At 40.3% G+C, this 12,505-nt stretch carries 12 protein-coding genes; 10 read left to right on the top strand and 2 right to left on the bottom strand.

Features of this window, described 5'->3' with window-relative positions; genetic code table 11:
* Nucleotides 1–19: 19 nt before the first annotated feature.
* Both JUI58_RS08990 and JUI58_RS08985 read right to left on the bottom strand, forming a co-directional pair.
* Nucleotides 20–1,720 (bottom strand): Gldg family protein, encoded by a 1,701-nt coding sequence (locus tag JUI58_RS08990; RefSeq protein WP_204103431.1) that lies wholly within the window; start codon nt 1,718–1,720, stop codon nt 20–22.
* 25 nt (nt 1,721–1,745) lie between these two features.
* A complete protein-coding gene (locus JUI58_RS08985; RefSeq protein WP_204103430.1) occupies nt 1,746–2,531 on the bottom strand; it encodes an ABC transporter permease in 786 nt (261 codons plus the stop codon).
* A gap of 248 nt (nt 2,532–2,779) precedes the next feature.
* Between JUI58_RS08985 and JUI58_RS08980 the strand changes: the two genes are divergently transcribed.
* The 10 genes from JUI58_RS08980 to JUI58_RS08935 all read left to right on the top strand — a co-directional run bounded on the left by JUI58_RS08980 (nt 2,780) and on the right by JUI58_RS08935 (nt 12,500).
* Entirely contained in the window at nt 2,780–2,950 is a 171-nt protein-coding gene (locus JUI58_RS08980) for a ssl1498 family light-harvesting-like protein (RefSeq protein ID WP_204103429.1), read from the top strand.
* Between the two features lie 140 nt (nt 2,951–3,090).
* Nucleotides 3,091–3,621 (top strand): phycobiliprotein lyase, encoded by a 531-nt coding sequence (locus JUI58_RS08975; RefSeq protein WP_204103428.1) that lies wholly within the window; start codon nt 3,091–3,093, stop codon nt 3,619–3,621.
* Nucleotides 3,622–3,646: 25 nt separating this feature from the next.
* The gene (locus JUI58_RS08970; RefSeq protein WP_204103427.1) at nt 3,647–4,570 is read left to right on the top strand and encodes an alpha/beta hydrolase; all 924 of its coding nucleotides are present in this window, start codon (nt 3,647–3,649) and stop codon (nt 4,568–4,570) included.
* Nucleotides 4,571–4,575: 5 nt separating this feature from the next.
* Nucleotides 4,576–5,031 (top strand): cupin domain-containing protein, encoded by a 456-nt coding sequence (locus JUI58_RS08965; RefSeq protein WP_204103426.1) that lies wholly within the window; start codon nt 4,576–4,578, stop codon nt 5,029–5,031.
* 27 nt (nt 5,032–5,058) lie between these two features.
* The gene (locus JUI58_RS08960; protein ID WP_204103425.1) at nt 5,059–6,240 is read left to right on the top strand and encodes a nucleotidyltransferase family protein; all 1,182 of its coding nucleotides are present in this window, start codon (nt 5,059–5,061) and stop codon (nt 6,238–6,240) included.
* Between the two features lie 76 nt (nt 6,241–6,316).
* The gene (locus JUI58_RS08955) at nt 6,317–6,502 is read left to right on the top strand and encodes a hypothetical protein (RefSeq protein ID WP_204103424.1); all 186 of its coding nucleotides are present in this window, start codon (nt 6,317–6,319) and stop codon (nt 6,500–6,502) included.
* 103 nt (nt 6,503–6,605) lie between these two features.
* Entirely contained in the window at nt 6,606–8,168 is a 1,563-nt protein-coding gene (locus JUI58_RS08950; RefSeq protein ID WP_204103423.1) for a rhomboid family intramembrane serine protease, read from the top strand.
* A 111-nt stretch (nt 8,169–8,279) separates the two neighbouring features.
* Nucleotides 8,280–9,500 carry a hypothetical protein gene (locus JUI58_RS08945; protein WP_204103422.1) on the top strand — a complete coding sequence of 407 codons (1,221 nt, stop codon included), beginning with the start codon at nt 8,280–8,282 and terminating at the stop codon, nt 9,498–9,500.
* On the top strand, nt 9,497–11,146 hold the full coding sequence (locus JUI58_RS08940; protein WP_204103421.1) for a mechanosensitive ion channel family protein: 1,650 nt from the start codon (nt 9,497–9,499) through the stop codon (nt 11,144–11,146). The genes JUI58_RS08945 and JUI58_RS08940 overlap by 4 nt, the downstream gene beginning before the upstream one ends.
* Nucleotides 11,147–11,258: 112 nt before the next feature.
* Nucleotides 11,259–12,500, top strand: coding sequence for a HAMP domain-containing sensor histidine kinase (locus JUI58_RS08935; protein ID WP_204103420.1), 1,242 nt, complete (start codon nt 11,259–11,261; stop codon nt 12,498–12,500).
* Nucleotides 12,501–12,505 lie beyond the last annotated feature (5 nt).

Genomic DNA, 12,505 nt, shown 5'->3' with positions numbered 1-12,505 from the left:
TCTCGGGTTTGTAGGATTCTCATCGTTTCACCCACCAAATTGCCCCAGCCCCAACAAAAGCACATAAAGGGAAGAAAACGATCGCCAGTAATCCTAATAATACCGCTAATCCTGGAGATAAATTAATGCGGCGACTGGACAATTCTTTAGGGCGAATCGATAATAACTGCTTGTCCTCATTGGCCAACCATTTGACGGAATTCAAAAATACATCACTGTTAAATTGTTGCTCGAACCAGCCATTTGTTACAAAGCCCGCATTGCCAAAAACTACCATTCTCACTTTAGCATTCTTTTCCTCTTCTTCATCCTTTGAAGTTGTCGAACCCGGCTCAGAATCTTCTTGATCTGATTCTTTCGTTGTATTGTCCGTCTCATCTTCTTCTCGGCTTTCAACCCGATTAGAATCCTCATCGCGATCGCCTTTAGTTTCTGATTCTAAAGAGCGTTCCAGAGCAACACCAATATCAATTGGTCCCGCCAAATCTGTATCGGGATTGAATTCAAGGGTATCCGAAGTTAAGTCCCGTTCCGCCCAACTTTCCTCATTGGTCATGACAATGGGAACCGCTTCAATGCCATCCTTTTCCTCAATTTTGAGAGGAGTGGAAAGGGGATAAACCGAGAAACGAGTCCCAAACTCAAGGGTAATGGGATGAGTCCCATAGTGGTTAACTAAAGGCGTTGTGGGACCGTAACCGATAACACTCCCGGCTCCCGAAGCGTCGATTGTCAAGCGATCGTCTACTTCAATCCCCCATTCTTCTAAAAGAGAATTCAAGCCAGTATTACTATTAGGAGCCAATAATACTAATAGTCCTCCTCCCTTTTCTAAATAATTTTTCACCGCCTCTTGTTCCCCTACAAATAAAGGACGTTCTGGAGCCGCGATCGCCAGCACTGTCGCATCTTCAGGAACCTCAGACTCCTTGCTCAAATCGAGGGGTTGCACCAGATAGCCGCGCTCCTCTAAACTGGTAACACCTTGGGAGAGTCCCCCCTCTATCGTCTCTAAGGGTAATTCTCCGTGACCTTGCAAGAAATAAATCTTAGATTCGCGATCGCGCAACATCTTTTCAATTCCATTAGTAATGGAAACTTCCGAGAGAGGTTGTCCTTGCTGTCCTTCCCGTAAAGTTTGAATCAATTGAGTTTTGTTGCCATACTCTAAATGAACTTCCCCAGGCTGTTCGACTTGATATCGCCGAGATAAGCCAATCTCCACTTGGGGATCGACAAACTGATACTCAAAATTCGGACTCAACTCGGCGTAACGTTCGAGTAAATTGCGATCGGGAGGAGCAGGAATAGGTTCAAAAACCAAGATTTTCAAAGGTTGGGTTAAATTCTCAACTAACTGTTGCGTTTGTGGGGAGAGGGTAAAAAGTTGAGTTTCTGTAAAGTCCCAACTCTCGGCATAACGCACAGCTAAAAAATTGAACCAGCCCAAAATTACTAGGAAGGAAATTGTGGCAATGAGAGCATCTGTTCCCATCCGAGCCGCCCGTTTCTGCAAAAGTTCTCGAAACAGTCCACTCCATAATCCCCCACTGACCAGGGCGGTAAAAACCCCCAATACCACTAAGAAAATTGTTAAGAATGACCAACTTTTACTCGCAGCCCCAGCTACTAACCCTGCTGTTGTCAGGCTGACACCGATCCAAAAGAGATATTTCCACGAGATGCGGCTAAGGCGAAAGTGGGGGACGAAGTTTTTCATCGGTAATCAGAAAACAATAAATCAATTAAGAGCGCTGAAAGCGAAGAGTTTCAATGGATTGAGCCGTCAGGAATATTCCCAGAATGATGTAACTGGCAAAGAGGGTCAAACTACCGAGATCGAGAACGCCTTGAAGCATCGTATCGTAATGTTTGACTAGGGAAAGATGAGCAAAAATTGCCCCTAGGGGTTGAGGAAGAGCATCCGCAATGACATCCATGAGGGCGAGAAAGAGGACAAGGGCAAAGGTGGAAATTGCTGAAATTAGGGAACTTGCTGTTAAGGAAGAAATAAACATTCCCAAGGAAAGAATGGATGTCGCTAAAAGCACTAAGCCCAGATGGGCGAGTAAAGGGACGACGAGGGGGAAGGCAGGATCGGCTGCACTAAAGGCGATCGCCTCGCAAATAAGTACCGGTATGAGCAAGGTAAAATAAAATGTCACCACCCCCAACAGTTTACCGATGGCGATCGCCCAATTGGAAATCGGAGAAGTTGCTAATAGTTCCAGGGTGCGTCCTTTGCGTTCTTCTGCATAGAGTCCCATAGATAGAATCGGCAAAATAAACGATGAAATCGAACCAATTGTACTTAAAAACCGAACTAAGAAAATATAGGCAACATCTACGGCGGGGATCGGTAGCCCTAACTGTTCTCCTGTCGCTACTTCTTGAATAACTCCCCTCGGACCGAGAAGTAAAAAGACGAAGACGGACCCCGATAGCAGCCAGAAAATTCCCGCTACAACATAAGCCAAGGGAGAAGCAAAGTAGCCTTGCAATTCTTTACGGAAAATCGCAAAAATGAGCATAAATCATTAACAATAGCGAACAGCCTTTTTGATTGTACAGTTGATTCTATTATTTTTTGTTGGTGATTTCCTCTAACTTTAGAGTAGGGAACTCTTTGTTGAGAATCCTATCATAACTTATGCTTATGCAACTGTAAAATTAGTTAAAATGTCTGATCTTTATTTTGTAACAAAATGTAACAATCTATGAGATGATGTTGAAAGAGGGAGTAAAAATCCTTGTTAAAATCAAAAGGGAATTTTAAAATATGCCTTATACCAAAGAAGAAGGAGGACGGTTGAATAATTTCGCCGCCGAACCTAAAATGTACGTTGCAGAACCTCCTACTGCTAACGAAAAACGGAATTATGTCATTATGGGAATGGGCGCTTTAGTATTGGTGGGCGGTGTTGTGGCGATCGCCTTCTCTATTTCCTAGATTCTTGTTCTCGGTTTTTGTACAGGAACCGAATAAGAGGGGCGATCGCGCGATCGCCCTTTTTATTGGCAAAAAATTCAGAAAGCATGAGAAAATAAGGAAACGTCGGATTTTCATTGTAGTTCTTGGCTTTGTTTTGAATGGATATTAAAACTTTTTTAACGAATTCTGAAGGTGAGTGGTTTTCTCAACGCACTCTCTATCAAGTAGCGGCAGAAGAACCGGATAATAGTAAATCAAATTTAACGGTAGAAATTGTTGTTGGCGATCCAGCCGTTGTAGGGCTTTGTCAGCAATATAATATTAGTGCTGCAACAATTTCCTTTGGGATTAAAACCAGTTGGGATACTTCCGTAGACTGGGGAAAACCGAAACAAACTGGCTCGAGTTTTTGGGCGATCGTCCCCGATGAAAAGAATGGGAAAACTGGCAAAGTGTTGCGATCGCAAGGGCGAGAAAATGCTAGTTCTCAAGGAGTATATGCTATTGGTGCAGATGGTGCTTTAACGCTAACAATCCAAGATAACAATATTTGTACAGAAGAACGTCTTTGGTTTGCCAGCGAAAATTTGCGCCTACGGACATTATTGGTCAATAATGGTAAGGAGTTTACCCAGATGGCTTTTTATTCCGAAATTCGTCGCATGACAGCAAAACCAACGGATAGCTAATAACTCACTAATCATTGAATATCTCATGAAACCTCTCATTTTTGGCATACACGGATTGGCGAATAAACCTTCTAAGGAAACCCTTGAGGCTTGGTGGAAAATGTCCATTATCGAGGGACTGGTGAAAAATTGTCAAGTTTCTGCCCCAACATTTGACTATCAAATGATTTATTGGGCAGATTTGCTGTATAAATATCGCCTGCATGATGATGAGAATTTTCCCTTCGATTCTTTGTATAATAAAGAACCTTATATTGAAGCAAAAACGGGTTCTTTAAAGGAATATAAAGAGAGTTGGCGAGATGAACTACAACGGAAACCTTTAGAGATTATCGGTAAGTCTCTTGATTCATTTCGATTACGTTTTGAAATAGATGTTCTTTCCAATCCTCTTTTGAGTAATTTAATGCGAGATTTGCATTTTTATTATGAGAGCGATCGCAAGATTAAAAACCGCCAAAATCAACCGCAACTGATGCGTACTGTAGTTCTCAATGAATTAAAACAGGCGGTTCGAGAAGCGAAAGATCGTAAAATTGCTGTTATCGGTCATTCAATGGGATCGATTATCGCTTATGATGCTTTACGAGATTTGGGACAAAGCGATCCCGATCTAAAAGTTGCTCATTTGATTACTATTGGTGCGCCTTTGGGTTTGCCCTATGTTAAGGGTAAAATCATCAAAGAACGCGGTTACGATCCTCGAGTTCGCACTCCTTCTATTGTAACAGAAAGTTGGGTAAATTATGCCGATAAACGCGATGTGATTGCCCTCGATGTCCATTTAGCTGATGATTATGAAGCTAATGATTTAGGAGTACAAGTGGTTGATGATGTGATCGCCAATGACTATATTTTACCGAATGGCTGGCCGAGTTATCATAAATCTTACGGTTATTTAAGAACGCCAGAATTTTCCAAGTATATTAAATCTTTTTTGGGACTGTAAAACAAATGTTTGTCGATCCTCAAGATATGCCAGAAACTTCCGGATCGAGTTATCCGGAAGTATTTAAAAGCGTGGTTGCGGGACGTTATAAAAAACGTTTGGGAAATGCTGCGGGATTAAAGAATTTTGGCGTTAATTTAGTCCGTCTCGAGCCTAAAAGTGCTTCTTCTGTGCGTCATTGGCATAGTAAACAAGATGAGTTTATTTACGTGATTAAAGGAGAAATTACCCTAGTTACTGATTTCGGGGAACAAGTTTTAACTTCAGGTAATGCAGTTGGATTTCCCGCAGGAGAAGCTAATGGACATCATCTCATTAATCGCAGCGATCGCGATGCGGTTTATCTGGAAATTGGCGATCGCACCTCGGGAGATACTGTTATCTATCCCGATGACGATTTGCTTGCAGAAATGGGAGAGAAAGGTTGGCAATTCACCCGTAAAAATGGAGAGGCTTATTAATGAAAAATTAAAAATAATTGAATACTCATGACCCCAGAAATCGAATTATTATTGTGTTGTATCCCCACTCAAATCACATCTCAACAAGAAGAAAAAATATCTCAATTTCTGCATAGTCCTTCTTTAAATTGGCAAATGTTAATTGATAGCGCACATTATCATAATATTGCGCCTCTATTATATTGGACTCTCAACAAATTGAACTGGGAAGGTGTACCCGAAGCAAGGCGATCGCAATTATCTTTAGCATTTCAAGCTAATCTCAGTCATAATTTTTTAGTAACATCTACTCTGGTTAAAGTTTGCCAGTATTTGCAAGACAAAAATCTGAGCATAATTCCTTTTAAAGGTTCTCTTTTAGCCACAAGAATTTATAATAATATCGCCTTACGTCGCATACGGGATGTAGATTTATTAGTTAGAAAAGAAGATTTCTTACAAGTTAAACAACTTTTGATTGAACAAGGTTATTATCCCTACGATCGCTTAAACTTAGCGCAAGAAAAACTACGCTTGCAAACTAATTATGAAGATGCTTTAGTTAATTCAGAAACAGGAATTAAAATTGATATTCATTGGGGCTTTCATCCCCCTTATTTTGCCTGTAATATTCCCATTGATGATATTTTTAAACGTGCGAGAATCACCAAGATTAGTAAAACGGAATTACTCGATCTGGCTGCTGAAGACTTATTACTCGTCTTATGTTTAAATGGAGCTAAAGATGGTTGGTTTGAATTACAGAGAGTCTGCGATATTGCAGAACTTTTGCAGCAAGAAATCGATCTCGATTGGCAAGAACTTTGGCAACGATCTAGGCAATTTAATTGTGCTAGAATATTATTGCTAGGACTTGAATTAGCTCGGATTTTCTTGTCAAGTTCAATCCCAGAAAATATGATCGAAGAAATTGAAAAAGATTCCACTGTCAAACAATTAGGCAAACAAATTTATCAGCGTCTCGTTAATAATACAGAACAAGAATATACTTTACTCCAACGTGCCTATTTTCCTTTACAATTACAACGGGGACTCAAAAACAAAATTTATTATGGCTTGAATTTACTCCTTCCTATTAATGAACGCGATCTAGAGTTAATTGTTTTACCGCGCTTTCTTTTTTGCTTATATTATCCTTTACGCTTTATTCGCTTACCCATCAAATACGGGTATGCGATCGCCAAAAAAGCGATCGGTAAGAAAAGTTAAGATTTATTTCTCGATCGCCTCCTGCAAGTATAATTAAGAATCGATTCTATCAAATTCTAAGCTGGAGATAACAACGATGACAACGCATTTTATTACCGCAGAAATCGACCTACAAGAAACACCGATTAAGTTAAAGCAAGAAATTGAGGCTGAATTAGAGAAACGCGGCGAACCGTTGCGCTGGGCAATTACTGAGGTAGATATAGAAGCACAAAAAGCCAAAGTTGAAGCAGTTATTACTGTGAGTTCTCAAGGAAAATAATCAAGAAAATAATCAAAACAATAATTCAGCATTTGCGATCGCCCTTTTTAGAGTTGGGGAAAATGCGATCGCAGTGTAATATTTTCAGGATTATTCATTGTTTATGTCCTACTACTTATTAATTGGAATAATTTGCCTGTCCTGTTTTGCGTTCCTCATCCGTACATTACTCGACCATCGCGGTTGGGGTTGGAGTATTGTCTCTGGAGGGATTTTATTAATTACCGGTGTTTTATTTTATCTGAATCCTCAACTGGCTGGGATAATTGGAGGTAGTTTATGGGGATTATTTCTCATTCTTCCCCTCTGGGGCTGTGCTTGGGTCAATCAACTCATTTATCAAGAACGTTATGGAGAGGCGCGAAAACTGGCTCTCTGCTTGCGCTGGCTGCATCCTGCTGATGGTTGGTTCGAGCAACCTTTTATCCTAGAAACCTTGGAAATGGGACAGCAAGGGAAAATCTCTGAAGCCATTAAACGCTTGCATCCCTATGAAACCAGCATAACTTCCACGGGACGCAATGCAACAGCCCTGCTCTTCATTATGGGGGCGCAATGGCAGGAACTTCTACAATGGATCGAGCATCACGTACCGGAAAGAGTATTAGAGGAAGATGCTTATCTCGTGACCAATTATCTGCGAGCATTGGGAGAAACGGGAGATTTAAACGGTTTGTTATGGGGTTTAGAGCGTTACGAAGGACATTTAAGTAAGAGTGGAAACCCCATTCCGCTTAATTTGGCCAGATTGTTCGCTTTTGCCTTTTGCGGTCAAGTCGATCGCGTCTGTCACTTACTGGCAGAACCGTTAGTGGATTATCCCTCACACAAAAAAAAGTTTTGGCGTTTAACCGCACAAATGGCAGCCGGACAAAATCCTAACGTAGAGGAACAATTCCTCGCTCTGCAAGAGAGTGCTAATGATTTTATGCTCAAAAAGGCGATCGCTTGGCGTTTATCCCATCCTCCGCAGGATTTAGAAACAATTCTCATTCCTTTTTCTTGGCAAACTTTAAAACGGCTGCAAGGTTCATTGCAACAAGAAAGGCGCTACGGTACGGCGCTGTCTCTCTCTCCCCGTCACGCTAAAGTAACTTGCTCGCTTATTGCTCTAAATATCCTCTTTTTTGCGTTAGAGGTGGCATTCGGTGGCAGTAAAAACACAGATACGTTAGACCAATTAGGGGCATTAATGCCTTACGCATTATGGCACGGGGAATGGTGGCGATCGATCTCGGCGAATTTTCTTCATTACGGTGCCTTACATTTATTCTCGAATATGGTCGGGCTTTATTTTCTGGGACCTTTTGTAGAAGCAATTGCGGGAGGATGGCGCTATCTTTTCATTTATTTTGGCAGTGGTATTGGGGCGATGTATGCGTTTAGCGCGATCGCGATCGCACAGGGAATGCCTTATCAGCGTTTGGTGGGGGCTTCTGCGGCAATTATGGGGATTTTAGGGGCAATTTTAGCGATTCTTCTCCAGGGTTGGTTACGGGAAAAAAGTCAGGTTGCGGCTAAACGGTTGCGCTTATTTTTAGCAATTGTTGCTTTACAAGTGACTTTTGATTTTCTTATTCCTGAAGTGAGTTTTTTAGCTCATGCTTTAGGCTTGGGTTTAGGCTTTACAATTGCTATGATTTTATTCCCTCAAGGCGTTAAATAGTTGATAGTTGATAGTTGATAGTTGATAGTTGAGAGTTGAGAGTTGAGAGTTGATAGTTGAGAGTTAAATATTTTATAAACTATAATTAACAGTTATTGATTGGAGGTTGGCATGAACAAGAAAATTGCGATCGCGTTGATTATTTTTACCTGTTTAACGGGGAGTTTGGCGATCGAACCTGTGGACATTGTACTGGCTCGGGAGAAGGATAAGCAGGAGGAAGAAGAATTTAAACCGTTAGAAATTGTCGAACTCGATCCCCTCCTTCCTGCGGATATTGAAACAAATCCTCTCAACGATGCTGAAAAACGCAATTTAATTCCGATCCTAGATCAATTCGCTTTAGAAGCAGAAGCCGAGTTTTTAGCAGAAAATGGGGATAAAGATCGTGCTTTTACAATATGGTATCGAGAACTGCGCTTGCGACGATATTTAGGTGCAGTGGAGGAAGTTGAAGCATTGGGAAGAGTGGGAAAAATTGCTTGGGAAAATAATCGCAATCAAGATTTATTCGTCATTCGCGAACGACTCATAGAAATTCAAACCGATGCAGAGGAAAAGAAAACCCTTGATTTTCAATTGGCTAATGTTTTGGCGATCGCCTATGAGGGAATTCGCTTTTATCCCCAAGCCTTAGCCATGTACGAATTTATTTTAGTGGGAGTTCGAGAAACAGGAGATATTAATGAGTTAGAAAGGATTTTAAACACGATCGCGCAACTTCATTTAGAATGGTTTCAATATTTTGCGGCTGAGGAAGTTTATAAAGAATTGTTAACATTAGCGCGATCGCAATTCGACGATGCCAATATTTTACGCTATTTGGAACAGATGGCATATCTTTACGATCGCGCCAAGCAACCGGAAAAGGCGATCGAAACTAAAATCGAATTGTTACAAGGGTATTTAAAAAAGGAATTAATTGCCAAAATTCCCCCTTTACAAATCTCCTTGGCTGGGGATTATGAAATCATTGGTGAAGGAGAAACCGCCAGCGCAACCTATCAGGAGGCTTTTAGTTTAGCTTGGGCTAATCAATACTACGCTTACGCCAGCGATGCCCTCAAAAAATTGGCAGAATTGTATTATAATTACGATCAACTTGATTATGCTTTAGAGATTTATCGAGAACAAATCAAAGCCGCAGAATATGCGACCGATGAATTCTCAATTATGGAAATTTACGATCGCATGGGACAAATTTATCTAGAATTAGAAGATTATCCTCAAGCCTTAAATGCCTTGCAAGAAGGATTAAAAATCGCTCGTTCTTTGGGTCACAAAGAAGAAGATTTTTTAGAAAAAATTGCTGAAATTAACGAGTTTTTATGATTGACAAACAAAGACTAATACAACAAGTAAAATCTCGCCTTCTGGCTATCTTGAGTCTATTTCTCTTGACTTTAATAGTTACGATAGGAATTAGTAGTCTATCTCCCATTTCCGCACAACTTTTCTTACCGCAAACCCTTGAAAACACCCTACCGGAAATTTTCCCTCTTGATACTGAGAAGGAAACATCTGTCGAATGGATTAGATTAGATGGAAAACCACTTTTTCCTATTGTAGGGGGGGAAGAAGAACTTTCGCAACGAGTTCGGGAAGTACAAAAAAATCTGTGGGACATTCAACAATATTACTTGAATAGCCCAGATCGAGAAGTAGAAATTGAAATTCGTACCTCACAATCTTTGCCGATTCTCTATGTCAGCGATCGCTATCTTTTAAGCATAACTCATCTCGATGCTCGCTTACAAGGCAGCGATCCCGTTACTTACTCGGAAACTTTACAAGAAAAAATAAGCAATGCTTTAAAAGCCTCAAAAGTCGAACGTCAGCCCCAACAAATGCGAAAAAAGGCAAGACGAGGAATTATTATTTTTATCGTGGTCGCACTGGTTAGTTTAGCTTTAAATATTTTACCCGCTAAATTGGCGCGATCGCCCTCTTCTCAACCTTTTGATGAACCCCCCATCACTACTCGTTTAAATCAAAGACAGTACCGCAATTTAAGTGCTATTCGCCGCATTTTCAGGCAACTCTCCCAGATTGCTCTCTGGATAATAGGACTGTTGCTTATTCTCTCTTTATTTCCTCAAACTCGAACTTGGCAAGTTATGATTTTAGGGCGAATTAAATCATATTTATTAGCAAGTGCAATTTTAATTACAACTTATGTTTTAGTTCGCCTCAGTTATATTCTCATCGATCGCTCTATTTCTGCTTTTATTCAAAGTGCAGAACTCATTCCCAAGCGCAGCACTCAGAGATTACAACAGCGCATTTCTACCATTTCTAGTGTCACTAAAAGTATTAGTACGATTTTCCTGTCGATTATTGGTATCCTCTTGGCTTTAGTCAGTTTAGGTGTTAATATAGCACCATTACTAGCAGGGGCAGGATTAATTGGGGTCGCGATTTCTCTTGCTTCCCAAAATTTGATCAAAGATGCTATTAATGGTTTCTTGATTTTGGCAGAAGATCAATATGCAGTTGGCGATGTGATTGGTGTTGGTAATGTATTTGGTTTGGTCGAAAATATTAGCCTGCGAATGACCCAACTGCGAGATACAGAACAACGCTTAATTACAATACCCAATAGCGAAGTTAAAATTGTTTCTAATCTCTCTAGTCTTCGTTCTCAAGCCGATATCAAAATTCCCTTAAGCTATCGTGTTAATATTGATGATGCGATCGCCTTAATAGAACAAGTTAGCGAAGATTTTGCAGAAGATGTCAACTGGAAAGAATACATTCTCGAAAAACCGCAAATTTTAGGGTTAGATGAATTCACCGATCGCGCGGTGATCGTTCGAGTTTGGATTACAACCCAACCCCTGAAACAATGGGATGTAGGACGAGAATTTCGCCGTCGTATCAAACGTGCTTGCGATCGCGCTGAAATACCCCTTGCCCTAGGACGAGAAGAAGTTTGGCTACATAGTAATAAAGATGACGCAAGTTCAATTGTAAAATAATTTGTAAAATGTGCTTAAATTTCCCCAAATTTGTTCTTTTTTGTCTTTAATAGAAATAACTCCCAGATTTTGAATAGATTCTTCCCATTTTGACCACAATTTTGATACAGAGATGACTTCTCTTATCTCCGATCGCCATAACGCGAAATTATCTCTAATGCCTCAATCTTCGGATTTAAGTTCGGTTTGTCAAAAGCAACTCGAATATATTGCTTCTTCTTTGTCTTGTCTTACAACTTGGATTGTTTATCGAGAGCAAAAAGGAGATGAACGTAAATCCCTCCGTTTTGTGCTAAAAACGAGCGACACAGCAAAAACCATACTTCTCGAAGGCGAAAATCGAGAACTTTTAAGCTATCTAGAAGGAGAAAAATGGCTCGATCGCAATTTTCCCGAACTACAATGGACGCAATGGCAATTAGTCGCAAATCCTATTTTACAATTGATTGCGATCGAGTCTAATCTTATTGCTTTGAAATCAGAAAATTCCCAAGCGAAAAACTATATTTATATTTACTGTTTTGATGGGCAAGAAAAGCCAGATGAGTATTTTTTATTGTGGAAGGAACAACCCTTATCAGAGTCACAATATCATTATCTTCAACAGCAAATTAATTTCTTAGAGAATTATCTGGCACTAATGCAAACCGTCACCCAACAGCGAGAAGAAATCGATTTTTTAGAGCAACTGATTCAGCGAGGAAAACATCAATTAAGAGAACCATTAGCTTTGATTGGTTTATATGCCGAAAATCTCTGTTTGGGTTTAGCAAAAGGAAAATATCGAGAACAAGCACAAGGAATTCGAGACAGTGTTAGGGAATTAAGTCATAATTTAAAACGATTGCTTAATAGCGATCGCGAAATGCGAATTTATCCCGCACTCTACGATTTAAGAAAAATTCTTCAAGAAACCTTGACTTTGCTACAACCTCAAATAGAAGGAAAAAATATAGAAGTGATTTATCCCGAACAGGGAGTAATTTTAGCCATCGATCGCTGGCAACTCAAACAGGTTTTTGAGGTTTTACTTTGTAACGCGATTAGTTTTAGTCCAGAGCATGAGAAACTGTACTGTAATTGGCAAATTTTAGCCGATGAAGTCTTAATTGAAATTTGCGATCGCGGTAGAGGACTATCCCCAGAAGATCGCGAAAATGCTTTTTCCCCTTTCTATTCTAGACGCAGGGGAGGAACAGGTTTAGGATTGGCGATCGCCAAAGATATTATCGATCGCCATCAAGGGAAAATCTGGGGGGAAAATATGCCAGAAGGAGGTGCGCGTTTTTGTTTTACATTACCTCGTCAAGGTTCCCAAAGTGCGATCGGAATTTTGGGAGAATTCTGTCTTTAATTTAC

The organism is Spirulina sp. CCY15215 (assembly GCF_016888125.1).
GTDB lineage: Bacteria > Cyanobacteriota > Cyanobacteriia > Cyanobacteriales > Spirulinaceae > CCY15215.
This window is presented reverse-complemented; position numbering and strand designations above follow the sequence as displayed.

Bases quoted from the DNA above. Each gene is read 5' to 3' on its own strand.
- JUI58_RS08990 (WP_204103431.1), bottom strand. From the start codon at position 1,720: ATGAAAAACTTCGTCCCCCACTTTCGCCTTAGCCGCATCTCGTGGAAA.
- JUI58_RS08985 (WP_204103430.1), bottom strand. From the start codon at position 2,531: ATGCTCATTTTTGCGATTTTCCGTAAAGAATTGCAAGGCTACTTTGCT.
- JUI58_RS08980 (WP_204103429.1), top strand. From the start codon at position 2,780: ATGCCTTATACCAAAGAAGAAGGAGGACGGTTGAATAATTTCGCCGCC.
- JUI58_RS08975 (WP_204103428.1), top strand. From the start codon at position 3,091: ATGGATATTAAAACTTTTTTAACGAATTCTGAAGGTGAGTGGTTTTCT.
- JUI58_RS08970 (WP_204103427.1), top strand. From the start codon at position 3,647: ATGAAACCTCTCATTTTTGGCATACACGGATTGGCGAATAAACCTTCT.
- JUI58_RS08965 (WP_204103426.1), top strand. From the start codon at position 4,576: ATGTTTGTCGATCCTCAAGATATGCCAGAAACTTCCGGATCGAGTTAT.
- JUI58_RS08960 (WP_204103425.1), top strand. From the start codon at position 5,059: ATGACCCCAGAAATCGAATTATTATTGTGTTGTATCCCCACTCAAATC.
- JUI58_RS08955 (WP_204103424.1), top strand. From the start codon at position 6,317: ATGACAACGCATTTTATTACCGCAGAAATCGACCTACAAGAAACACCG.
- JUI58_RS08950 (WP_204103423.1), top strand. From the start codon at position 6,606: ATGTCCTACTACTTATTAATTGGAATAATTTGCCTGTCCTGTTTTGCG.
- JUI58_RS08945 (WP_204103422.1), top strand. From the start codon at position 8,280: ATGAACAAGAAAATTGCGATCGCGTTGATTATTTTTACCTGTTTAACG.
- JUI58_RS08940 (WP_204103421.1), top strand. From the start codon at position 9,497: ATGATTGACAAACAAAGACTAATACAACAAGTAAAATCTCGCCTTCTG.
- JUI58_RS08935 (WP_204103420.1), top strand. From the start codon at position 11,259: ATGACTTCTCTTATCTCCGATCGCCATAACGCGAAATTATCTCTAATG.